The organism is Onishia taeanensis, assembly GCF_013349955.1.
In the GTDB taxonomy this organism is placed as follows: Bacteria; Pseudomonadota; Gammaproteobacteria; order Pseudomonadales; family Halomonadaceae; genus Onishia; species Onishia taeanensis_B.
Genome location: NZ_JABVXC010000001.1, coordinates 225,416 through 245,652, shown reverse-complemented (window position 1 = coordinate 245,652; position 20,237 = coordinate 225,416). Strand labels below are relative to the sequence as shown.

Sequence of the window (20,237 nt, the reverse complement as noted above, 5' to 3'; positions counted from 1 at the left end):
GGTAGAATGAGCGCCGCTTACCGAATCACCGAAGGTGCCCGACTCCATGAACGAACCCGTCGAGCTCGATCAGGAAACTGCTGCGCTCAAGGTGCCGCCCCATTCGCTGGAAGCCGAGCAGTCCGTGCTGGGCGGTCTGATGCTGGACAATTCGGCTTGGGATGCGGTCTCCGAGCAGCTGGTGGCCGGCGACTTCTACCGCTACGAGCACCGGCTGATCTTCAATGCCATGGCGGGTCTGGCCGAAGGGTCGCACCCGTTGGATGTGGTGACGCTCTCCGAGGCGTTGGAGAACCGCGACCAGTTGGATACCGTGGGCGGGCTTGCCTATCTGGCCGAGCTTGCCCGCAACACCCCGTCGGCGAGCAATATCCGCGCTTACGCCGAGATCGTGCGCGAGCGGGCCACGCTGCGCAAACTGATCCAGGCCGCCAGTCAGGTCGCCGAGAGTGCCTTCGCGCCCCAGGGACGGCCGGCCGATGAGCTGGTCAACGAGGCCGAGCGACTGGTCTTCCAGATCAGCGAGGATCGGCCCAAGACCGGTGGCCCCATCGGCATGAGCGACCTGCTGGCCAAGGCAGTGGATCGCATCGACGAGATGTTCAACATGGAAGGCGAGATGACCGGGCTGTCGACCGGTTTTCGCGATCTCGACGACATGACCTCGGGCCTGCAGCCCTCGGATCTGGTGATCATTGCCGGGCGCCCCTCGATGGGTAAGACCACCTTTGCCATGAACCTGGTTGAACATGCGGTGATCTCGAGCGACAAGCCGGTGATGGTGTTCTCCATGGAGATGCCCGCCGAGGCGCTGATGCTGCGTATGCTGTCGTCGCTTGGCCGCATCGACCAGACTCGGGTGCGCACCGGTCAGCTCGAGGACGAGGACTGGCCGCGTCTGACATCGGCCGTCAACCTACTGAAGGACAAGCAGCTTTTTATTGACGATACCGCCGCGCTGTCGCCCAACGAGATGCGTTCGCGGATTCGCCGGGTGGTGCGTGAGCACGGCAATATCGGCCTGGTGATGATCGACTACCTTCAGTTGATGCAGATTCCCGGTTTTTCCGAGAACCGTACCGGCGAGATTTCCGAGATTTCTCGCTCCCTGAAGGGGCTCGCCAAGGAATTCGGTTGCCCGGTGGTGTCGCTGTCGCAGCTCAACCGCTCCCTGGAGCAGCGTCCCAACAAACGCCCGGTGATGTCGGATCTACGCGAGTCCGGCGCCATCGAGCAGGACGCCGACGTCATTGCCTTCGTCTATCGTGACGAGGTCTACAATCCAGATAATCCCGATAACCAGGGGCTTGCCGAGCTGATCATCGGCAAGCAGCGTAACGGCCCTATCGGCACGGTGCACATGGCCTTCATCGGCAAGTACACCCGCTTCGAAGATCTGGCGCCGGACAGCTACGGTCAGCATTTCGGCGAGTGATCGCCCCGGTCCAGGCGCGGAGTCATGGTTGAGACTGCAATGGCCCCCCGTATAATGCGCGGCTTAGTTTAGTGAAGCAGTCAGATGAATCAGTCAGGTGAACGAGGATAGCTTATGGCAGGCGGATTTCGACGCGGCAACCGCAAGCGGACCCCAAAACTCGAGGGGCGTGGCGAACTTCAAGAAGTCGAGCGCGAGGGGCCCTTCAAGGAGTGGCTCGGCATGCCCGACCTCTATCGCTACCGGTTGGTGGTGGACGGCGAGACTTACAGCTATCAGACCGAGGACTCCGAGATTCCAGTGGCGGTCGGCGATAAGGTGGTTTTCCGCTACAAGGAAACCAAGGCCGGCAACTGGGTCGACCGCAACTCCCTTGGCAAGGCCATCGATCCCGCCGACTATCAGTGATGGCGTCGGCGCTTTTTGACGTGCTGTCTGCACGGAACATGGCGTAGCGGCCAGGGTCATAGCGGTGAGGGCGACATGTCATATTGTCGTCATGGGGCACAGCCAAGCTGTGCCCCAGGTATATCTGGAGCACGCCTATCGGGCGCTGATATATCGACAACCGCAATGACCGAACGTCATGGCAAGCTGCCACGCGTTCGGCCACTATCCCGCTATCCAGGAGGACGGCATGGAACTGCAAGACTTCAAGGCCTTTGCCAAGCGACACGACAATTTCGAAATTCGCGTCATCAGCCACGCCGGCAGCCGTTTCTACCAAGTGGAACTGGAAGATATCGAGGGCGCACGCCATCTATTGACCCAGTCCGGCAAGCCGATGCTCTTTCGTGCCCTCGATGATATCTATCTCGAGCTCAAGCGGGTCGGCATCCATCGGGCCTACCTGGTGCAGTATGTGGCCCACGACGAGGTGATCGGCCGCGACGCCCACTACCATGATGCGCTCAGCTCGCGTATGCCGCTGGTCTTCTAGGCGGCAGAGATAGGCTCCGCATCATCTTTGCGGACCTGCCGCTTCATACCGTGAGCTTCGCATCGCGCGCTTCATTTTTCGCCTCAATCAGCACTTCCGGCATATTGCCGGTTTCACTGACTTACCCTGCTATTAACTTACCACCTCGCTTCCTGAAAGAGCGCTTATGCCAACGGTGGTGGGTTATCCCGCACTCGCCAGCCTCACCGACAGGGCTGGACTTTCCCTCTTGTCATGCGCTCATAACCCGCTCGCTCTCGAGCCCCTGACTTCAAGCCCCTGACTTCAAGCCCCTGACTTCAAGCCCCTGACTTCAAGCCTCTGATCTCAAGCCTTGATTGAGTCAGTTTCTGGTGTGCCGGCGTTGCCTTGCTTGCCACCAATTCCCCAGCCTGACTCGATGGCGGGCGAAGCAGGCGTAGCTCTGGTCGAAGCACCAGGCCAGGCCCGGCAACATCGTCAGACCCACCAGCCGTCGATAGCCCAGCACGGCATACAGCGCCCGACTGGCATCCATACCCACGAACCAGGCACCCTTGGCATCCGCGAGATGCAGGCGGCCCATCATGGCCTCGAACGAGCACCCCCAGGCGGCGGCATCGAAGTCATCGGCTTGTATATCGACCAGCCTGATACGCTCGCGGCGCGGATGCTGCTCGAGCCAGGCGACTTCGCGTTGGCAGAAGGGGCAGTGGCCGTCGTGAAAGAGCGTCACGGGGGAAGCGGCATGCCGTGGTGACGTAGCGGTCGGAGACATCAGGAAGACTCCTGGGAGGAGGTGAGGGGCCAGCTGCCGGTATCACGATAGCCTGTCAGGTGCTGGCCTTGCCCATAGGCCGGCGCCGTGTCCAGGCGCGCCAGGAAGGCGTCGGCCTGCTGGCGCATGGCCTCCCGCTTGTCGTCTTTCATGCGGTCAAGCGAGCCATAGATCAGCTTCATGCGCGGGTTGTCGGCCAGTACGTCGCGGTGTTCTTCGATGAAGTGCCAGTAAAGGCTATTGAAGGGGCAGGCATGAGTACCGGTGACCTGCTTGGGGTCATAGCGACAGTGCTTGCAGTGATCGCCCATGCGGTCGATGTACTTTCCCGAGGCGCAGTAGGGTTTGGAGCCCATCAGCCCGCCGTCGGCATGCAGCACCATGCCCAGGGTATTGGGCAGCTCGACCCACTCGCAGGCATCGGCATAGACCGCCAGATACCAGTCGCAGAGGGCTTCTGGCTTGACGCCGCACAGCAGGGCGAAGTTACCCGTGACCATCAGTCGCTGGATATGGTGGGCATAGGCGTGATCGCGGGTCATCTCGATGGCCCGCTTGAGGCAGCGCATTTCGGTGTCGCCGGTCCAGAAGAATGCCGGCAGATCTCGCGTGGCGGAAAGGCCGTTGCCACGCTTGTAGCCGGGCATGCGGGTCCAGTACAGCCCGCGCACGTATTCCCGCCAACCAAGGATCTGGCGGATGAAGCCCTCCACCGAGTTAAGAGGCGCACGACCCTTGCGATACGCCTCTTCGGCGGCCTCACAGACCTCGAGGGGCGACAGCAGGCCCAGGTTTAGCGCCGCCGACAGGCGCGAGTGAAAGAGAAAAGGTGACTGATCACTCAGCGCGTCCTGGTAGCGGCCGAAGTCCGGCAGACAGTTGCCGAGAAAATGCTCGAGCTCGACAAGCGCCTGTGTCCGGGTCACCGGCCAGTGAAAGGCCTCGAGTGAGCCGAAATGCTCCCCGAACCGGGACGCCACCAGCGCCAGTGCCGCCTTGGTGGTGGCATCCTGCTCGTGGGTCGGCGGCGTGGGGAAGGCAAGATGATCGGGCAGTGGCTCGCGGTTATCGTGATCGAAGTTCCACTGGCCGCCGACCGGCTGGCCGTCGTCCATCAAGAGCCCGCTGCGCTTGCGAAGATGCCGGTAGAAGTGTTCGAGACGATAGGTCTTGCGGCCCTTGGCCCAGGCGGCGAAGTCGTCCGGAGTGGTAAAGAAGCGATCGTCTTCGACGAGTCGCCAGGGCAGGGCTGCGTTCTCGGCGCCAGCCGTGCGCGCCTTGATTGCCTCGTAGAGCCGCCACTCCCCGGGGCGAACCACGCGAATTTCGTCGCAGTCATGCAGCCGGGCCAGGCGTTCGGCCTCTTTGAGCAGTTGCTGACGGTTGTCGTCATCGTCGAGGCGGCTGTAATGCACCGAATAGCCGGATGCCTCGAGTTCGCGGGCGAAGTGACGCATGGCAGCGAACATCATCGCGATCTTCTGCGGGTGGTGGGGCACGTAGCGGCCTTCTTCATCGACCTCGCAAAGCGCCACCACGGCGCCTTCTGGCAGGTCTTGAAGGCTTGCCAGCGATAAACTGAGCTGATCACCCAGCACCAGGATCAACGGCTTCGACATAAATTGACCTGAAGTTATACAAATATGGATGATAGTATAACTGCATTCTTCTCGATGGCATCCCTTTGATAAGCTGTCGATCCATCAGTCGGTTAGGTCACAAGGATTCCATGATGTCCGCAGCCAGTCCCCGTTCGTCCGCCACCCTCGAGCAGCCCGGCGAAGGGCGTCTCGCTCATGCCGGTGCCGATCATCCGCCGGTGCCGCGCAAGAAAGTGGGCGTGGTATTGGCCAACCTGGGCACCCCGGATGCCACCGACTACTGGTCGATGCGCCGCTATCTGTCGGAGTTTCTCTCCGATCAGCGGGTAGTCGATTATTCGCGTTGGCTATGGCAGCCGCTGCTGCAGGGCGTCATCCTGACTCGCCGTCCCTTTATTTCCGGCAAAGCCTATCGAAGCATCTGGAACACCGAGCGTGACGAGAGCCCGCTGTTGACCATCACCCGCGAACAGACCGAAAAGGTCGCGACGCGCCTCGAGGCGGCCTTCGGCGATGAGGTGGTGGTCGACTTCTGCATGCGTTATGGCAATCCCTCGACCGACAGCGTGATTCGCCGGCTGCGTGAGCAGGGCTGCGAGCGGTTGCTGTTCTTTCCGCTTTACCCGCAATACGGCTCGCCGACGACCGCCACGGCCAACGATGAGGTCTTTCGTACCCTGATGACGCTGAAGTGGCAGCCGGCGCTGCGAACCGTGCCGGCCTACTTCGATCGCCCGGATTACATTGCGGCCCTGAGTGGCTCGATCCAGGTGGCCTATGACCGGGCCCAGGCCGATCAGGGCGGCCGCCCTGAGGTGCTGGTGGCGTCCTATCATGGGGTGCCCGAGCGCTACCTGCTCGATGGCGATCCCTACCATTGCCAATGCCACAAGACGACGCGGCTGGTAAAGGAGCATCTGGAGATGGCAGACGATGAGATAGTGACTGCCTTCCAGTCCAAGTTCGGCCCTGAGAAATGGGTGGGACCGGCGACCGTGGACAAGGTGGCTGAGCTTGCCCGGGCGGGCAAGAAGCACATCGCGGTAATCTCCCCGGCCTTCGCCTCGGACTGCGTCGAGACCCTCGAGGAGGTGCAGCAGGAAATCCGCGAGGCCTTCCTCGCTGCTGGCGGTGAAACCTTCACCTATGTGCCCTGCCTGAACGCCGACGAGGCGCATATCGATGTGCTGACGGCGATCGTCAAGCAGGAACTCGGCGGCTGGCTCTAGGCATTTCGCTAACGACGCTGTGCCGCATGATCTCGCCGCACACGAACAGGCCCCGGACGTTCGCCCAGGGCCTGTTCGTTGCTGGTCGGCTGGCGGTGCTAGTCGTGCCCCCTGTCCGGGTGCGGTACCGGTTTCTCGCCGACTTCCTCTCGGTAGAGTTCCACCGGCTTGCCGCGGGTCTTCTCGACATGCTTGAGCTTCAGGTGCAGACCGGTCTTGGCCAACAGGTGGGCCGACACCGGGGCGGTAATGAACAGGAACAAGGTGATCAGCATCTCCTGCACTACCGGCTGGCCCGCCGTGACCCCGAAATAGAGCATCGAGGCGATGAGGATACAGCCGATACCCAGGGTGGTGGCCTTGGTCGGGCCATGCAGGCGCATATAGAAGTCTCGCAGGTGGGCCATACCCAGCGAGCCGATGAAGGCGAAGGCGCCACCGGCGATCAGCAGCACCGAGATCACGCCCTCCAGAAACACGTACCAGTTCATGGGGTTCTCCTTGCCTATTCGATGATGTCGCCGCGCAGCAAGTACTTGCATACCGCCACGGTGCTGATGAAACCGAGCATAGCGATCAGCAGCGCCGCCTCGAAGTAGGTCTTGGTGTTTAACCAAAGCCCCATCATCACGATCAGGGCGATGGAGTTGACATACATGGTGTCCAGCGCCAACAGCCGGTCGGGCATTGAGGGGCCCACGATCATGCGATAGACGTTGAGGGACAGGGCCATCAGGATCAGCGCCTGACTGATCCACAGCGCGGTATCTAGCATTCGTAGATCTCCTTGAGCGGCTGTTCGTAGCGCTCGCGTATCTCGTCGATCAGTGCCTGTTCGTCGCCGACATCCAGGGCGTGGATCAGCAGGGAGCGACCGTCCATGCGCAGATTGGCCGATACCGTGCCCGGGGTCAGGGTGATGGTGTTGGCGAGTAGGGTGATGGTGAAGCGCTCTTCGAGCATCAGCGGATATTCGATGAACGTCGGACGCATGCGCCGCCGCGGATTGAGGATCAGCCAGGACACTTCAAGGTTGGCGCGGATGATGTCGCCCAGCACGCGTAGAGCATAGCGCAGCAACATCCCGGGCTTCTTGACGTTGGGCTGCACATCCCAGAAACGCTGACTGATCAGCGGAATGACGATGGCCAGCACGCCCCCCAGCAGCACATGGCCGAAGGAGATGCTGGTCACCAGCAGTAGCCAGACCACCAGCAGCAGGAGCGACAGCAGCGGCGTGGGCAGCCAGGAGCGGGGCGTGATCATGCGTCACCTCCATTGGCATGAGCGGCATGGTCGGGCAGTAGCGCCCGGATCTGTGGCGCGGGTGAGCTCAGCTGCTCGGCGGTGGCCTGAGTGTAGTCACTGACCGGCCCCGCCAGGAGCACCAGCAGTGGGGAAGCCCCCAGCAGCCAAGTCACGCCGAACAGCTGGCGCCGACCTAGTGGCAGATCACTGGGCTCGCCCTCGTGGCTACGCCAGAACAGGGTCGAGCCGGCCCGAGACAGGGCCACCAGCGAGCAGAGCCCGGCGATCAGCAGCAGCGGCCATAACCAGGGCTGCTGGGCCGGGGTGGCGGCGACCATCAAGAAGGCCTTGCCGATGCCACCGGACAGCGGCGGGAGTCCGGCCACGGCGGCAGCACCGACCAGAAACAGGATGGCCAGCAGTCCACCGTTGCGCAGCGGACGGCCCTTGACCAGGCGGGTGCCGGCCTTGCCGCGTTGCAGCCCGATCAGCTCGGCGAGCAGGAAGAGACCGCCGGTGACGAGCGTGGTATGGATTAGGTAGAAGAGCAGGGCGCTGGTGGCCTCGGGGGTGCCCATGCCGATGCCCGCCAGCAAGGTGCCGACCGAGACTAGCACCAGGTAGGCCACCAGCAGGCGCAGATCACGGGCAGCCAGCACGCCGACCGCGGAGACCGCCAGGGTGCCCAGTGCCAGCCACCATACCCAGGGCTGTTCGAGGGCCATCAAGGGGCCGGCCTGATCGCCGAAAATCAGCGAGTAGACGCGAAGAATCGCGTAGATACCGACCTTGGTCATGATCGCGAATAGCGCGGCTACCGGCGCTGGCGCCGAGGCATAGGCCCGCGGCAGCCAGAAATAAAGTGGCAGGATGGCGGCCTTGAGGCCGAAGACTACCAGCAGCAAGAGGGCGCCGGCGCTGACCAGCCCCGCGCGTTCGCTTTCGAGCTCGGCCAGGCGCACCGACATGTGGGTCATGTTGAGGGTGCCGGTAGCGCCATAGAGCACGCCCACCGCGATCAGGAACAGCGCCGAGCCGGCCAGATTGAGCACCACATAGTGCAGGCCTGCCTGAATGCGCGCCTTGCCGCCGCCGTGCATCAGCAGGGCGTAGGAGGCCAGCAGCAGGACTTCAAAGAACACGAAGAGGTTGAACAGGTCGCCGGTCAGAAAGGCGCCGTTGATGCCCATCAGCTGTAGCTGGAAGAGGCCATGGAAATTGCTGCCCTGCTCGTCATCGCCGGCGCTGGCAAAGACCACGCAGCCCAGCGCCAGCACTGCGGTGAGCAGAATCATCAGCGCCGAGAGGCGATCGAGCACCATGACGATGCCGAAGGGTGGCTGCCAGTCCCCCAGAGCATAGTAGGCCACCTCGCCACCGGCTGCCTGACCAAGCAGGGCAATAGCGACGAGCAGCAGCAATACGGTGCTGCCGACGCCCAGCAGACGCTTGGCGAAGGTGCTGCCGTGGCGGCTGATCAGCAGCAGGATGCCGCTGATCAGCGGCAGGACGACGGGCAGTACGATCAGGTGATCCAGCATCAGCGGCGCTCCTCTCGCGACTCGTCCATCTGACGGCCGTCCACATGGTCGTTGCCCATGTCACCGCGTGCCCGCATGGCCAGAATGACCGCGAAGGCGGTCATGGCGAAGCCGATGACGATGGCCGTTAGCACCAGGGCCTGGGGTAGCGGGTCGGCATAGCTGCCGTTGCCATCGAGGATGACCGCGCCATTGCTGGTCAGCCCGCCCATCGAGAACAGGAACAGGTTAACCGCGTAGGACAGCAGCGTCAGGCCGACCACCACCGGGAAACTGCGCCCGCGCAGCGTCAGGAACAGGCCGCAGGCGGCCAGGATACCGGTGGTAATGGCATATAGGCTTTCCATCAGCTTTTCTCCTTGCTGGGGGCGGGCTGGGTATCCTTGCTAGGGCGATGGGGGGTCGTCACCTTGCCCAGGTTGGCCAGTATCATCAGGGTCGCACCGACCACGGCCAGATAGACGCCGAGGTCGAACAGCATGGCGGTGGCCAGTTCGAACTCGCCAATCAGCGGCAGCTTGAAGTGGCCAAAGGCCGAGGTCAGGAAGGGGCGGCCGAACAGCCAGCTGCCAAGCCCGGTGAGGGTCGCCACGGCGACACCGCCGATGGCCACCGGCTGGTAGGGGAAGTCCAGTCGATTCTGGGTCCACTCCACGCCTCGGGCCATATAGACCAGGATCAGTGCCACCGCGGTCACCAGGCCGGCGATGAAGCCGCCGCCGGGCTGGTTGTGGCCGCGCAGGAAGATGAAGACCGAGACCAGCAGTGCCAGCGGCAACAGCCACTGGGAAACGCTGGTCAGGATCATTGGGTAGCGGTCCGGTGACCAGATCCGGCCCTCACCGTCGCTGTGCGGCATGAACAGTCGCAGGCGATTGAGCAGCTTGAAGATGGCAAGGCCCGCGATCGCCAGCACGGTGATTTCGCCCAGGGTATCGAAACCACGGAAGTCGACCAGGATGACGTTGACCACATTGTGGCCGCCGCCGCCGGGCACGCTATTGTCGAGGAAAAAGCGCGAGATGCTCTCGGTCTCGCGGGTCAGTACGGCGTAGTTGAGGCTCGCCACCACCATGCCCAGGGCACCGGCCAGAGCGATGTCGCGAATGGTGCGGTGGGCAGAGGACTCTCTGGGCGTCTTCTGGGGCAGGAAGAACAGCGCCAGCATCAGCAGGATCATGGTGACCACCTCGACCGAGAGCTGGGTCAGCGCCAGATCGGGGGCCGAGAAGCGGGCAAAGGTCAATGAGACCACCAGGCCCACCACCGACAGCATCAGCAGCGAGATCAGGCGATAGCGGTGTGTCACCACGGTACCGACGGCGCCGAAGATCAGCAGCGCCGCCCCGAAGATCAGCACCCCGTCCAGTTCAGCCTCGGGTCGGCTGCCGGCCAGCTGTGGCAGTTCGATCAGGCCCAGAGTGGCCAGCACCAGCGCCGAGCCGAGCAGCAGGCCCATGTAGCGTTGTAGCGAACCGTTCTCCAGGCGGCCGGTGAGCGCTTGGCTGCGCGCCACCAGACGCTGGACGCTGCCCTCGAAGATCAGTCGCGCATCGGTGGTGCCAAACTGACGGACGAAGCGCCGGACCGGTGCGTGGAACATATAGAGCGTGATACCGGCCGCCAGCGCGAACATGCTCATCAGCAGGGGAGCGTTGACGCCATGCCAGATAGCCAGGTGGAAATCGAGTGATTCGCCCAGCACCGCCCGGGTGGCGAGATCCATGAGGCCAGTGGCCAGCACCGCGGGAAACAGCCCCACGGCCACGCAGAGCGCGACCAAGAGTTCCACCGGCGCGCGCATCAGTCGCGGCGGCTCATGGGGATGCTTGGGAGGGGCGGCCTTCGCCGGTTTGAAGAAGACGGCGTGCACCAGTCGCAGCGAGTAGGCCACCGAGAGCACCCCGCCGAGAGTCGCGAGCAGCGGCAGTAGCCAGCCCAGACCGCCAAATAGGCCGGTCTCCAGCGTCTCGGTGAAGAACATCTCCTTGGAGAGGAAGCCGTTGAGCAGCGGCACCCCGGCCATCGAGGCCGCGGCCAGGGTCATCAGCAGGGCGGTGACCGGCATGGCCCGACGCAGCCCGCCGAGCTTGTCCAGCTCTCGTGTGCCCGTCTCGTGATCGATGATCCCTGCGCTCATGAATAGCGCCCCCTTGAAGGTGGCGTGATTAATGATATGGAAGAGCGCGGCGAGGATCGCCATGGGGCTGCCGATGCCCAGCAGCGCAGTGATCAGTCCCAGGTGGCTGACGGTCGAAAACGCCAGGATGCCCTTTAGATCTGTCTTGAGCAGGGCGAACCAGGCGCCGTAGATCATGGTGGCCATGCCGACCAGCGTGACAGTCACCGACCACATCTCACTGCCGGCGATGGCCGGGTGCAGGCGGGCCATCAAGAAGATGCCGGCCTTGACCATGGTCGCCGAGTGCAGGTAGGCGGAGACCGGCGTTGGTGCGGCCATGGCGTGGGGCAGCCAGAATTGGAAGGGGAGCTGCGCCGACTTAGTGAAGGCACCGATCAGTACCAGACCAAGCATGACCGGATAGCGCGGGTCGGCGAGGATCACATCGGCGCTATCAAGCACCACATTCATGTCGAAACTGCCGACCATGTCGCCGAGCAGCAGCAGACCCGCGAGCAGCGCCAGGCCACCTGCGCCGGTAACGGTCAGCGCCATGCGCGCCCCCTTGCGGGCGTCGCTTTGCCGTGACCAGAAACCGATCAGCAGGAAGGACGAGAGGCTGGTCATTTCCCAGAACAGCCACAGCAGCAGCAGGTTGTCGGCCATCACGATCCCGACCATGGAGGCCATGAATAGGATCAGGTAGGCATAGAAGCGCCCAAAGGGCTCGTCTGGCGACAGATAGTAGTGGGCATAGAGCAGGATCAGCAGCCCGATCCCCAGGATCAGCAGGTTGAACAGCACCGACAGGCCATCCAGCCGAAAGGCGAGGTCGAGCCCCAGGGCGGGAATCCAGTCAACGGCGAAGCGCAGCGTCTCGCCATCCGCCAGTGCAGGCAGATGGCTCAGGGTTAACCACAGGGCGAGGGCGGGTAACAGCCCCGTCGCCAAGGAGCAGAAACGTCGGCCGCGTCGCTCGGTGAGCGCGGGCACCAGCACCCCCAGCAGGGGCAACAGGGCTATCCACAGCAATGTCATCGATCGGTCTTCCTGCACGGGACGTGAGATAGGAGCGACATGCGCGCCCAAGTGACGCCCGTGATCCGTGATCATGGCCGCCCCGGGGCGAATGCCGTCCCATGGCTAGGGTGCCACTCTACCTCAAAGCAAGCTCGCTCGCTGCCTCCTTGCCTTTCAGTGTGTTACCTCTATAGACTCAGCCGAGCGAACCGGTGGGTCTATCACGCCGGATTCCGCCATGGGCGAAGGAGGTGGACCTGCATGCAACTGGCTGTGCTGGGAGGTTTCGCGGTGGCGGCCATGGCCCCGCTGCTTCATCGCTGGTTTGGCGCTCGGACGCCCATGGTGATGGCCCTGTTGCCTGCCTTTCTGGCGGCCTGGCTGATCGGTCAATGGCCCGTGATCGCTGCGGGCGAGGTCTTATTGCTTGAATGGGCCTGGGTGCCCGGCCTCGATATTTCTCTGACCTTCCTGATCGATGGCCTCGCCTGGTTGTTTGCCATGTTGATCACGGTTATCGGCGCCCTGGTGTTGGTCTATTCGGGGGAGTATCTGCGCGGCCACCGGGATCTGCCGCGCTTCCTGGTAGTGATCACCGCCTTCATGATGTCGATGCTTGGCTTGGTGCTGGCCGACAACCTGATCACGCTCTTCGTGTTCTGGGAACTCACCAGCGTTACCTCCTACCTGTTGATCGGCTTTAATCACACCGACCTCGCCGCGCGCAAAGCCGCTCTTCAGGGACTGCTCGTCACCGTCGGCGGTGGTTTGGCGCTGCTCGCCGGCTTCGTGCTGTTAGCCCTGGCCGGCGACAGCTGGTCGTTGCACGAACTCGCCCAGCGCGGCGATCTCCTGCGTGGCCACGACCTCTATACCCCTCTGCTGATCTGCGTGCTGCTGGGCGCCTTCACCAAGTCGGCACAGTTTCCCTTCCACTTCTGGCTACCGAATGCCATGGCGGCACCCACGCCGGTCTCCGCCTACCTGCACTCGGCAACCATGGTCAAGGCGGGGGTCTACCTGCTCGCCCGGTTGCACCCGGCCCTGGGGGGCACGGAGGGCTGGGTGATCACGCTGTCGCTGGTCGGGGCTGTGACCATGGTCACGGGCGCCTTCCTGGCGATGCAGCACACCAACGTGAAGAAGCTTTTGGCCTACTCCACCGTGATGGGGCTTGGCACCCTGACCATGCTGCTCGGCATCGGTACCGAGAAAGCTCTGGTGGCCTTCGCGGTCTTCTTGCTGGCGCACTCGCTCTACAAGGGGGCGCTGTTCATGGTGGCCGGTATCCTCGATCACGAGACCGGCACCAAGGACGTCACAGCAATGGGCGGGCTGCGCCACCTCATGCCAGTGACCGCCATCGTTGCCGGGGTCGCCGGGCTATCGTTGGCCGGCCTGCCGCCCCTGTTGGGCTTTGTGGGCAAGGAGCTGATGCTGACGTCGGTGCTTGAGGCGCCTTCTTGGCGTCTCCTGATTCTGCTGCTGGCCTTCACGGCGGCTTTCCTGACTCTGGCGGTGGCGGCGATCATTGTTCTGCGGCCCTTCTTCGGCAAGCGGCAAGAGACCCCCCGCCCCCCTCATGATCCCTCTCGTGTCATGCTGGCAGGCCCCGGTCTGCTGGCCGCCTTGTCGCTACTGTTCGGTCTGGCGCCGGGGCTGCTCGATCCGGTGGTGGGGGCTGTCGTGGCAGGCATCGGCGCGCCGGAGGCCAAGGTTCATCTGGCGCTATGGCACGGTCTCAATCTGCCGCTTGCGCTATCGCTGGCAAGCCTCGCGCTGGGGCTTACAGCCTATCGCTTCTGGGACCGGTTGCGCGGTGGGCTGGCCCGCCTCGCGCCTCTGACACGCCGCGGTCCCGAAGCTGGATACGACGCGTTGATGGCGGGTCTGGTGGCCCTGGCGGACGGCCAGACCCGCTTTCTGCAGAACGGCTATATCCGCAACTACCTGGTGATGACCCTTCTGGTGCTGGTGGGGCTGGTCGGGCATGCGCTGTTCTTTCGGCACGGCCTTGCTCCCGATGTGGCGCTGTCGGTCTACTTTCACGAGGCCGTCACTGCCGGCCTTATGATCGCCGGTGCCTTGGCCGCCTGCGTGATGCGCTCGCGCCTGGCGGCGGTGGCTGCGCTCGGCGTCATGGGGTTCTCCATTGCCCTGACCTTCGTGCTCTTCAGCGCGCCGGATCTGGCCATTACTCAGCTGCTGGTCGAGACGCTGACGGTGATCCTGCTGGTGCTGGTGCTGTTTCGCCTGCCACGTTTCGCCACCCTGTCCACGCCGATCGAGCGTCTGCGCGACCTGGTAGTGGCGAGCCTCACCGGGGGACTGATCACGCTGCTGATGCTTGCGGTGCTCTCCGGCGAGCGACTGCCACGGATCTCGGATTACATGGTCGCCAATAGCCAGCCGCTGGGGCATGGTCACAATATCGTCAACGTCATTCTGGTGGATTTCCGGGCGCTGGATACGCTGGGGGAGATGTTTGTGCTGGCCCTGGCCGCCATCGGGGTCTTTGCGATGCTGCGTTTCCATGCCGCGCCGGGCGAAGGCGTTGACCGTGAGGGACGACGCAATCTTGCGTCGACGGAGGACGACCATGGTTAGATCGGGCACCCTGATCCTCAATGCGGCGGCACGCTTGCTGCTGCCGCTGCAACTGCTGTTTTCGGTGTTTCTGCTGCTGCGGGGACACGACGAGCCGGGGGGTGGCTTCATCGCCGGGCTGGTGGCATCGGGCGCCTTCGCGCTCTACCTCTTTTCCCAGGGACGGCATGCGTTGGGGGAAATGCTGAAGGTGTCGCCCCGGGACCTGATCGGCATGGGGCTCTTATTCGGTGTGGTCTCGACGCTGCCGGGCTGGTGGGCTGGTGAACCCTTCTTCACCGCCCAGTGGTGGACGATTCCGATCATCGACTTCAAGGCCTCGACGCCCCTGATCTTCGATATTGGCGTCTACCTGGTGGTGGTGGGGTCGGTATTGACCGCCATTACCGCGCTGGTCGATACCGACCAGACCGAACATGACCCGACCGGTCACAGTAAGACCGACCACGACCAGCCCCATCAGGACGTTTAAGGAGACCCCATGGAACCCTTGATGGCCATTACCATCGGCATCCTGTTTGCCGCTGCCATCTACATGATGCTGCGACGCTCGATCGTCAAACTGGTGATCGGGCTGATCCTGCTCTCGAATGCGGCCAACCTCTTGATCTTCGCTACGGCGGGAATGGTGCGGGGCGCTCCGCCCCTGGTACCGAAAGGAATGACCGCCCCCGAAGCGGCGGTGGCCGACCCCTTGCCTCAGGCGCTGGTGCTCACGGCGATTGTCATCGCCTTCGGAGTGCTGTCCTTCGCTGTGGTGCTGGTGCGTCGTGCCTGGGAAATCGTGGGCGCCGATGATCTGGATCAGATGAAGGATACGGACACATGATGCCCCAGGTCGCACTGCCCATTCTCATTCCGCTGTTCGCGGGCGCCGTGTCACTGGTGTTCTGGCGCTCCCGCAGCATGCAGCGATTCATCGCAGTGGCTGGAACGGCTGGCCTGCTGGTCACCAGCCTGTGGTTGCTGGCCACAGTGCGAGGCGACGACATCCAGGTTATGCACATGGGCGGCTGGGCGGCTCCCTTCGGTATCAGCCTGGTGGCCGACCTGCTGGGCGCGATCATGGTCGTGCTTACCGGCATCATCGGTTTCGCGGTGGCGCTCTTTTCGCTGGCAACGATCGGCCGCGGTCACGAGGCCTATGGCTACTTTCCTCTATTGCATTTGCTGCTGGCCGGTGTGGCCGGTGCCTTTCTCACCGGTGATATCTTCAACCTCTATGTCTGGTTTGAAGTGATGCTGGTCGCGTCCTTTGCGTTGCTGATTCTCGGTAGCGAGAAGGCGCAGATGGAAGGGGCGATCAAGTACGTCACGCTTAACCTGGTGTCTTCTGTGATCTTCCTGGTCGCAGTGGGCCTGCTCTACGGTATGGTGGGGACGCTCAACATGGCCGACATCGCCCGCCGGCTCGCGACCCTCGAGGACGACGGCATGGCCGATGTTCTGGCGATGATGTTCATGGTGGCTTTTGGCATCAAGGCCGCTGCCTTTCCCCTGTTTTTCTGGCTGCCGGCTTCCTACCATACCCCGCCGGTGGCCGTCTCGGCGCTGTTTGCCGCCCTGCTGACCAAGGTAGGGGTCTATGCGCTATTTCGGGTCTTCACCCTGATCTTTCATCACAGCCCGGGCTATACCCACGAGATTCTGCTGTGGGGCGCCGGCCTGACCATGCTGTCAGGCGTGCTGGGGGCGGCGGCGCAGTTCGAATTTCGGCGCATCCTGTCGTTCCATATCGTCAGCCAGATCGGCTACATGCTCCTGGGTCTGGCCCTATTCACGCCTCTGGCCATCATCGGGGGGGTGTTCTACATCGTCCATCACATCATCGTGAAAACAACGCTCTTCCTGATCAGTGGCATTGTTCACCGAGTGAGCGGAAGCTATCAGCTCGCGGCACTCGGCGGCTTCTATCGCAGCCATCCCTGGTTGGCCGTGCTGTTTCTGATTCCGGCACTGTCGCTTGCCGGTATGCCGCCCCTGTCCGGTTTCTTTGCCAAGTTCATCGTTATCCGGGCCGGCATCGAAGCCGAGGCCTATGGTGTCACCTTCATCGCACTGCTCGTGGGACTTCTCACGCTGTATTCGATGATCAAGATCTGGGCCGAGGTGTTCTGGAAGGCCCCACCCGACGAAGAGGGCGATGGCGCCCCCAAGGCGGTCAGCCAGCGGGAGATGTGGTTGATGGCCACGCCGGTGGTGGGACTGGCGCTCTGTACGCTGTTCATCGGCCTCAACGCCGAGCCTCTCTATAATCTGGCTGAGGCCTCTGCCGGGCAGCTGCTGGCGCCCGAGCGCTATATTCAGGCCGTGCTCGGCACGAACGGGGAGGAAATGCCATGACGGGAGCCGCCTGGAACCTGCTGCTCGGCCTAGCCTGGGTGGTGCTGACCGGCGACTTCAGCGGGGGCAGTCTGCTGGCCGGTCTGGTCTTTGGCTATCTGGCGCTGGCGCTTATCCAGCCCCAGGTGCCGGCGCTGGCCGGCTATGCTCAGCGGCTGCCACGCCTGATCCGTTTTATCGGGTTTTTCCTCAAGGAACTGGTGGTCGCCAACCTCAAGGTTGCCTACGACATCGTGACGCCGCCCTGGTACATGACGCCGGGAGTGATCGCCATGCCCCTGAAAGCCAAGACCGAGTTCGAGATTGCCTTCGTCGCCAACCTGATTTCGCTGACACCGGGGACTCTGAGCCTGGACGTGTCCGACGATCGGCAAGTGCTCTATATCCATGCCATGTTCCTGGACGATGAGCCGGCACTTCGGCGCAGTCTGGCCGAGCTGGAGCGCCGCACCCTAGCCCTGTTTCACTAGCGACGGGAGGAGAGTCCCTTGTCGAGCATCATCCTTGTGAGTCTTGCCATGATGGCGCTGGCGCTTTGCTTGGCCTTCGCCCGTCTCTATCGCGGCCCCAGTCTGCCTGACCGGGTGGTGGCGCTGGAACTCTTCTCGGCGATCCTGGTCGGCATGATCGGTCTGATCGCTATCGCCACTGACGTCCCGAGCCTGCTCGATGTTGCCATCGTCATGGCACTGATGGCCTTCATGGCTACCATCGGCTTCGCCCGTTTCCTGGAGCGAGGAGGGCCGCGAGATGATTGAGCTGCTCAAGAGCATTCTGATCCTGGCCGGGTCCGCTTTCATGCTGGTAGCCGCCCTCGGGGTATTGCGACTGCCCGACCTGCTGACCCGCATGCACGCCACCACCAAGGCCGCAACCCTTGGCGTCTCGCTGATCATGCTGGCGGTGGCACTGCATTTTGCCGTCGAGGCTGTGGTGGCCAGAGCCTTCGGCGTCATTCTCTTCATCCTGCTGACCGCGCCGGTGGCCGCCCATGTGATCGGGCGGGCAGGCTACTTCGTCGGCACGCGTCTATGGAGCGGTACGGTCAAGGATGAGCTCAGGCCCAATTATGACTCGGTCACGCATCGGCTCAGCAGCCATCGGGAGACTGAGGCCAATGCTGCTCCTGCCTCCGGCGAGTCCGATAAAGCCGGCTGAGACGGTTTCTTATTGCATCCTGCCCTGATGAAGGCCGCCCTCGGGCGGCCTTCTTGGTAATGCCTTTCTGCCGGGCGATTATCATGTACAATATCTTTACTTGTTAATTTTTTTGTCTAACTCTTAGGGCCTGTCGCCGGGCAAGGACAAGGTAATGGCATGCGACGCAAAGCTGCGCTTCCCGTCAAGACCTGTCGCCAGTGTGAACGTCCCTTTCGCTGGCGGCGCAAGTGGGCCCGCTGCTGGGATGAGGTGCAACATTGCAGCGAGCGCTGCCGCCGAGAGGCGCGTCGCGCCAGGCGGTCGGCATGAATCCTGAATTGGTGTGGTTGCGTGACGACCTGCGCCTGGCCGATAACCCGCTGTTCCACTTTTCCTCGCCGCCCGCTTCCCTGATGTGCGTCTACGTGCTCGACGAACGTTGGCTTTCGCCCCTTGCGTCGGGTGTGTCGTCGCGGCGCATCGGTGCGGCTCGGCTGTGCTTTCTGTGGCAGAGCTTGATCGCTCTACGTGGCGAGCTGCTGAAAAGGGGAGGGGATCTACTGGTGCGTGTCGGTGACCCGCCAGAGGTGATCGCCGAACTTGTGGCGTCAGTGGGCGTCTTGTGTGTTCACGTGCGCGATACCGCAGGGCACGATGAAGCGGACGATTTGGCAAGGCTCATCGAAGAACTGCCCGCAAGCTGCAAACTGCGCCGCTACCAGGGCGGCACCCTGTTCGACGAGCAGGCGCTGCCCTTTGCCTTGGAGGAGTTGCCGGGCAGTTTCTCGGCCTTTCGACGGCGCATGGAAGCCCAAGGCAGCGTACCGCCAGCGCAGCCCGCGCCGATTACGCTACCGCTATGGCCGGAGAAAGCGCCTAGAGGTCTGCCGCCTCTCAAGCACGTCTGCGATGAGGCTGCCGCTTGGCGCCCCGGTGCGGGCGGTGACTTCCGTTTTCAGGGCGGTGAAGAAGCCGCTCAGATGCGACTCGATCACTATCTCTGGCACAGCGGCGCCATCGCTCGCTATAAAAAGACACGGAATGGTCTGCTGGGCGCCGAGTTCTCGACTCGGCTGTCGCCCTGGCTGGCGACCGGCTGTCTGTCGGCACGCCAGGTCCACGACCAAGTGCGATCCTGGGAGCTGGACCATGGCGCCTGTGAGTCGAGCTACTGGGTGATCTTCGAACTCATGTGGCGCGAGTACTTTCACTGGGTCGCTCGAAAGGAAAAGGGGGCTCTCTTTGGCCTCCGGGCGTTGCCCGAACCGCCGCCCGCCTTCCACGACTGGTGTCGCGGCGAGACCGGCGTGCCCTTCATCGATGCCGGCATGCGCGAACTCGCGGCCACCGGCTGGCAGTCCAATCGGGTGCGCCAGAATGTGGCCAGTTTCCTGGTACATGACCTGGGCGTCGACTGGCGTCTGGGGGCGGCTTGGTTCGAGCACTGCCTGATCGATTTCGACGTCGCCAGCAACTGGGGCAATTGGGGGTATGTGGCTGGCGTCGGTCGAGAGGCGAGACGCGGGCGTTATTTCAATGTGCTCTGGCAGGCGCAGCACTACGATCCGGCCGGCGACTATGTCAGCCACTGGCTACCCGAGCTTGAGTATTTGGCCGAAGGCGATGCTCGCCATCAGCCCTGGCGTGCGGCCCCCGACGCCTTCCCCATACCTTGCGTCAGCCCCGACGCCTGGGACGACATCTTGATGTCGCTGCCATCCGCGACTGACGACTCGCCGCTCGTTGATTCCTCCGCTGTCGACTCCCCTCATGTCGATCCCACCAAGGAGGTGTGATGCCCTTACTGTCCCTTGCTGATGATCGTCGTTTGCCCTTTCTGCTGGGGCTGGCCGGCCTGCTTCCCTTTTTGGCCGCGGCCCTGGGCGTCTGGTGGACGCCACCGGCCTGGCAGGCCTTCGCGCTGGATGCCTTCATTTATTACAGCGCGGTGATACTGTCCTTTCTTGGCGGCATCCACTGGGGGTTCGCCATGGGCCGTGATGCGCCAAAGAGCCCGGCATTTCGCGGGCGGGTTCTGCTGAGCATGGCGCCCAGCCTGATGGCCTGGCCGGCATTGCTATGGGGCGGGGCGCCGGGGGCTTTGTTGCTGATGTTAGGTTTCATCGCGGTGCGCGGCTATGAGGCTAGTGCAACGGGAATGGCCGGGCTGCCCGACTGGTATCGTGGGCTGCGCAACATCCTGACCGTGGTGGTGGTGGCCTGCCACCTGGCGGTGATCGTGCGGCTTTGGTAG

Annotated in this window: 22 protein-coding genes; 14 read left to right on the top strand and 8 right to left on the bottom strand. The window is 63.1% G+C overall.

Features of this window, described 5'->3' with window-relative positions; translation table 11 throughout:
* Positions 1-46: 46 nt before the first annotated feature.
* From dnaB to HUS66_RS01105, 3 genes are all read left to right on the top strand, one after another.
* Positions 47-1,435: a replicative DNA helicase gene (gene dnaB, locus HUS66_RS01115; RefSeq protein ID WP_112053718.1), complete on the top strand. Its 1,389-nt coding sequence runs from the start codon at positions 47-49 to the stop codon at positions 1,433-1,435.
* A gap of 114 nt (positions 1,436-1,549) precedes the next feature.
* Entirely contained in the window at positions 1,550-1,843 is a 294-nt protein-coding gene (locus HUS66_RS01110) for a hypothetical protein (protein ID WP_175069152.1), read from the top strand.
* Positions 1,844-2,072: 229 nt separating this feature from the next.
* Positions 2,073-2,375, top strand: a complete 303-nt coding sequence (locus tag HUS66_RS01105; protein ID WP_175069151.1) for a DUF6482 family protein — start codon at positions 2,073-2,075, stop codon at positions 2,373-2,375.
* Between the two features lie 343 nt (positions 2,376-2,718).
* Here the strand turns inward: HUS66_RS01105 and HUS66_RS01100 are convergent, their stop codons facing one another.
* Both HUS66_RS01100 and HUS66_RS01095 read right to left on the bottom strand, forming a co-directional pair.
* A complete protein-coding gene (locus HUS66_RS01100) occupies positions 2,719-3,132 on the bottom strand; it encodes a thiol-disulfide oxidoreductase DCC family protein (protein WP_175069150.1) in 414 nt (137 codons plus the stop codon).
* Positions 3,132-4,751, bottom strand: coding sequence for a cryptochrome/photolyase family protein (locus tag HUS66_RS01095; protein WP_175069149.1), 1,620 nt, complete (start codon positions 4,749-4,751; stop codon positions 3,132-3,134). The genes HUS66_RS01100 and HUS66_RS01095 overlap by 1 nt, the downstream gene beginning before the upstream one ends.
* Before the next feature lie 113 nt (positions 4,752-4,864).
* Here HUS66_RS01095 and hemH point away from each other — a divergent pair, with 113 nt between their 5' ends.
* Complete coding sequence (gene hemH, locus HUS66_RS01090) at positions 4,865-5,962, top strand: ferrochelatase (RefSeq protein WP_175069148.1); 1,098 nt, start codon at positions 4,865-4,867, stop codon at positions 5,960-5,962.
* A gap of 98 nt (positions 5,963-6,060) precedes the next feature.
* Here hemH and HUS66_RS01085 read toward each other — a convergent pair whose 3' ends face one another.
* The 6 genes from HUS66_RS01085 to HUS66_RS01060 are packed head-to-tail and all read right to left on the bottom strand — an operon-like array spanning position 6,061 to position 11,911.
* Positions 6,061-6,453, bottom strand: a complete 393-nt coding sequence (locus tag HUS66_RS01085) for a Na+/H+ antiporter subunit G (protein WP_175069147.1) — start codon at positions 6,451-6,453, stop codon at positions 6,061-6,063.
* A 14-nt stretch (positions 6,454-6,467) separates the two neighbouring features.
* Positions 6,468-6,737: a K+/H+ antiporter subunit F gene (locus tag HUS66_RS01080; protein ID WP_175069146.1), complete on the bottom strand. Its 270-nt coding sequence runs from the start codon at positions 6,735-6,737 to the stop codon at positions 6,468-6,470.
* Positions 6,731-7,228 (bottom strand): Na+/H+ antiporter subunit E, encoded by a 498-nt coding sequence (locus HUS66_RS01075; protein ID WP_175069145.1) that lies wholly within the window; start codon positions 7,226-7,228, stop codon positions 6,731-6,733. The genes HUS66_RS01080 and HUS66_RS01075 overlap by 7 nt, the downstream gene beginning before the upstream one ends.
* Positions 7,225-8,751, bottom strand: a complete 1,527-nt coding sequence (locus HUS66_RS01070) for a monovalent cation/H+ antiporter subunit D (RefSeq protein WP_175069144.1) — start codon at positions 8,749-8,751, stop codon at positions 7,225-7,227. The genes HUS66_RS01075 and HUS66_RS01070 overlap by 4 nt, the downstream gene beginning before the upstream one ends.
* Complete coding sequence (locus tag HUS66_RS01065; protein WP_175069143.1) at positions 8,751-9,098, bottom strand: Na+/H+ antiporter subunit C; 348 nt, start codon at positions 9,096-9,098, stop codon at positions 8,751-8,753. The genes HUS66_RS01070 and HUS66_RS01065 overlap by 1 nt, the downstream gene beginning before the upstream one ends.
* Positions 9,098-11,911 (bottom strand): monovalent cation/H+ antiporter subunit A, encoded by a 2,814-nt coding sequence (locus tag HUS66_RS01060; RefSeq protein WP_175069142.1) that lies wholly within the window; start codon positions 11,909-11,911, stop codon positions 9,098-9,100. The genes HUS66_RS01065 and HUS66_RS01060 overlap by 1 nt, the downstream gene beginning before the upstream one ends.
* A 243-nt stretch (positions 11,912-12,154) precedes the next feature.
* On the opposite strand from HUS66_RS01060, the gene HUS66_RS01055 reads away from it, so the two are divergent.
* From HUS66_RS01055 to HUS66_RS01010, 10 genes are all read left to right on the top strand, one after another.
* Entirely contained in the window at positions 12,155-14,500 is a 2,346-nt protein-coding gene (locus HUS66_RS01055; protein ID WP_175069141.1) for a putative monovalent cation/H+ antiporter subunit A, read from the top strand.
* On the top strand, positions 14,493-14,972 hold the full coding sequence (locus HUS66_RS01050) for a Na+/H+ antiporter subunit B (protein WP_175069140.1): 480 nt from the start codon (positions 14,493-14,495) through the stop codon (positions 14,970-14,972). The genes HUS66_RS01055 and HUS66_RS01050 overlap by 8 nt, the downstream gene beginning before the upstream one ends.
* Positions 14,973-14,981: 9 nt before the next feature.
* Positions 14,982-15,329: a Na+/H+ antiporter subunit C gene (locus tag HUS66_RS01045; protein WP_168016279.1), complete on the top strand. Its 348-nt coding sequence runs from the start codon at positions 14,982-14,984 to the stop codon at positions 15,327-15,329.
* Positions 15,326-16,843 (top strand): Na+/H+ antiporter subunit D, encoded by a 1,518-nt coding sequence (locus HUS66_RS01040; protein WP_175069139.1) that lies wholly within the window; start codon positions 15,326-15,328, stop codon positions 16,841-16,843. Before HUS66_RS01045 ends, HUS66_RS01040 begins: the two co-directional genes overlap by 4 nt.
* Positions 16,840-17,313: a Na+/H+ antiporter subunit E gene (locus HUS66_RS01035; protein WP_175069138.1), complete on the top strand. Its 474-nt coding sequence runs from the start codon at positions 16,840-16,842 to the stop codon at positions 17,311-17,313. The genes HUS66_RS01040 and HUS66_RS01035 overlap by 4 nt, the downstream gene beginning before the upstream one ends.
* Positions 17,314-17,331: 18 nt before the next feature.
* Positions 17,332-17,601 carry a monovalent cation/H+ antiporter complex subunit F gene (locus tag HUS66_RS01030; protein ID WP_136253585.1) on the top strand — a complete coding sequence of 90 codons (270 nt, stop codon included), beginning with the start codon at positions 17,332-17,334 and terminating at the stop codon, positions 17,599-17,601.
* Positions 17,594-18,001: a monovalent cation/H(+) antiporter subunit G gene (gene mnhG / locus HUS66_RS01025; RefSeq protein WP_175069137.1), complete on the top strand. Its 408-nt coding sequence runs from the start codon at positions 17,594-17,596 to the stop codon at positions 17,999-18,001. Before HUS66_RS01030 ends, mnhG begins: the two co-directional genes overlap by 8 nt.
* Before the next feature lie 159 nt (positions 18,002-18,160).
* Positions 18,161-18,313 carry a DUF2256 domain-containing protein gene (locus tag HUS66_RS01020; RefSeq protein ID WP_175069136.1) on the top strand — a complete coding sequence of 51 codons (153 nt, stop codon included), beginning with the start codon at positions 18,161-18,163 and terminating at the stop codon, positions 18,311-18,313.
* Entirely contained in the window at positions 18,310-19,779 is a 1,470-nt protein-coding gene (locus HUS66_RS01015; RefSeq protein ID WP_175069135.1) for a DASH family cryptochrome, read from the top strand. The genes HUS66_RS01020 and HUS66_RS01015 overlap by 4 nt, the downstream gene beginning before the upstream one ends.
* Positions 19,779-20,237, top strand: a complete 459-nt coding sequence (locus tag HUS66_RS01010; RefSeq protein ID WP_175069134.1) for a DUF3429 domain-containing protein — start codon at positions 19,779-19,781, stop codon at positions 20,235-20,237. The genes HUS66_RS01015 and HUS66_RS01010 overlap by 1 nt, the downstream gene beginning before the upstream one ends.

Excerpts from the sequence above, each read along its gene's own strand:
- HUS66_RS01080 (WP_175069146.1), bottom strand. The coding sequence starts at position 6,737 with ATGCTAGATACCGCGCTGTGGATCAGTCAGGCGCTGATCCTGATGGCC.
- HUS66_RS01010 (WP_175069134.1), top strand. The coding sequence starts at position 19,779 with ATGCCCTTACTGTCCCTTGCTGATGATCGTCGTTTGCCCTTTCTGCTG.
- HUS66_RS01105 (WP_175069151.1), top strand. The coding sequence starts at position 2,073 with ATGGAACTGCAAGACTTCAAGGCCTTTGCCAAGCGACACGACAATTTC.
- HUS66_RS01065 (WP_175069143.1), bottom strand. The coding sequence starts at position 9,098 with ATGGAAAGCCTATATGCCATTACCACCGGTATCCTGGCCGCCTGCGGC.
- HUS66_RS01045 (WP_168016279.1), top strand. The coding sequence starts at position 14,982 with ATGGAACCCTTGATGGCCATTACCATCGGCATCCTGTTTGCCGCTGCC.
- HUS66_RS01060 (WP_175069142.1), bottom strand. The coding sequence starts at position 11,911 with ATGACATTGCTGTGGATAGCCCTGTTGCCCCTGCTGGGGGTGCTGGTG.
- HUS66_RS01070 (WP_175069144.1), bottom strand. The coding sequence starts at position 8,751 with ATGCTGGATCACCTGATCGTACTGCCCGTCGTCCTGCCGCTGATCAGC.
- hemH (WP_175069148.1), top strand. The coding sequence starts at position 4,865 with ATGTCCGCAGCCAGTCCCCGTTCGTCCGCCACCCTCGAGCAGCCCGGC.
- HUS66_RS01050 (WP_175069140.1), top strand. The coding sequence starts at position 14,493 with ATGGTTAGATCGGGCACCCTGATCCTCAATGCGGCGGCACGCTTGCTG.
- HUS66_RS01035 (WP_175069138.1), top strand. The coding sequence starts at position 16,840 with ATGACGGGAGCCGCCTGGAACCTGCTGCTCGGCCTAGCCTGGGTGGTG.
- HUS66_RS01100 (WP_175069150.1), bottom strand. The coding sequence starts at position 3,132 with ATGTCTCCGACCGCTACGTCACCACGGCATGCCGCTTCCCCCGTGACG.
- HUS66_RS01015 (WP_175069135.1), top strand. The coding sequence starts at position 18,310 with ATGAATCCTGAATTGGTGTGGTTGCGTGACGACCTGCGCCTGGCCGAT.
- HUS66_RS01055 (WP_175069141.1), top strand. The coding sequence starts at position 12,155 with ATGCAACTGGCTGTGCTGGGAGGTTTCGCGGTGGCGGCCATGGCCCCG.
- mnhG (WP_175069137.1), top strand. The coding sequence starts at position 17,594 with ATGATTGAGCTGCTCAAGAGCATTCTGATCCTGGCCGGGTCCGCTTTC.
- HUS66_RS01040 (WP_175069139.1), top strand. The coding sequence starts at position 15,326 with ATGATGCCCCAGGTCGCACTGCCCATTCTCATTCCGCTGTTCGCGGGC.
- HUS66_RS01095 (WP_175069149.1), bottom strand. The coding sequence starts at position 4,751 with ATGTCGAAGCCGTTGATCCTGGTGCTGGGTGATCAGCTCAGTTTATCG.
- dnaB (WP_112053718.1), top strand. The coding sequence starts at position 47 with ATGAACGAACCCGTCGAGCTCGATCAGGAAACTGCTGCGCTCAAGGTG.
- HUS66_RS01075 (WP_175069145.1), bottom strand. The coding sequence starts at position 7,228 with ATGATCACGCCCCGCTCCTGGCTGCCCACGCCGCTGCTGTCGCTCCTG.
- HUS66_RS01110 (WP_175069152.1), top strand. The coding sequence starts at position 1,550 with ATGGCAGGCGGATTTCGACGCGGCAACCGCAAGCGGACCCCAAAACTC.
- HUS66_RS01085 (WP_175069147.1), bottom strand. The coding sequence starts at position 6,453 with ATGAACTGGTACGTGTTTCTGGAGGGCGTGATCTCGGTGCTGCTGATC.
- HUS66_RS01020 (WP_175069136.1), top strand. The coding sequence starts at position 18,161 with ATGCGACGCAAAGCTGCGCTTCCCGTCAAGACCTGTCGCCAGTGTGAA.